We start from the raw sequence: 576 nt of genomic DNA on the forward strand, positions 1-576 counted from the left end.
ACCTCAACCTGGTGCAGGAGCCGCGCTGAGCACGCGCGCCACGGCCTCGCGCCACTCGGCCTTGCGGCAATCTGCCTCCGGCCGCGCCATGTGCGGCTGGAAGCGCCGCTCGCGCCGCCAATGGGTGGAGGCGTCGCCGGGCGGCGGCACCAGTCCCGCCTGCAGGCCCGCGAGATAGGCCGCGCCCAGCGCCGTCGTCTCCGGCACCACGGGCCGGTCCACCGGCGCGCCGAGGATGTCCGCGAGGAACTGCATGGTCCAGTCGCTGGCCACCATGCCGCCATCCACGCGCAGCACCGTATGGCCCATCCCGGGCCAGTCGCGGCGCATGGCGTCGATGAGATCGGCCGTCTGCAGCGCGACGCTCTCCAGCGCGGCCCGACAGATCTCCGCGCGGCCCGAAGCCCGCGTGAGGCCGAGGATCGCCCCGCGCGCCTCCGCATCCCACCAGGGGGCGCCGAGCCCGGTGAAGGCAGGCACGAGATGCACGCGCTGCGCGGGATCGGCCTTGGCCGCGAGCTCGCCCGCCTCGCTGGCCCTGGCGATGATGCCCAGCCCGTCGCGCAGCCACTGCAC

1 protein-coding gene is annotated in these 576 nt (G+C 75.2%); it reads right to left on the reverse strand.

The features are described from left to right. Positions 1–3 precede the first annotated feature (3 nt). Positions 4–576 (reverse strand): FGGY-family carbohydrate kinase (locus tag AC1DWF_RS37010; RefSeq protein ID WP_476843401.1); only part of this gene is annotated, 573 nt, incomplete at its 5' end.

The sequence above is a fragment of the Aminobacter sp. P4_D5 genome (assembly GCF_056401815.1).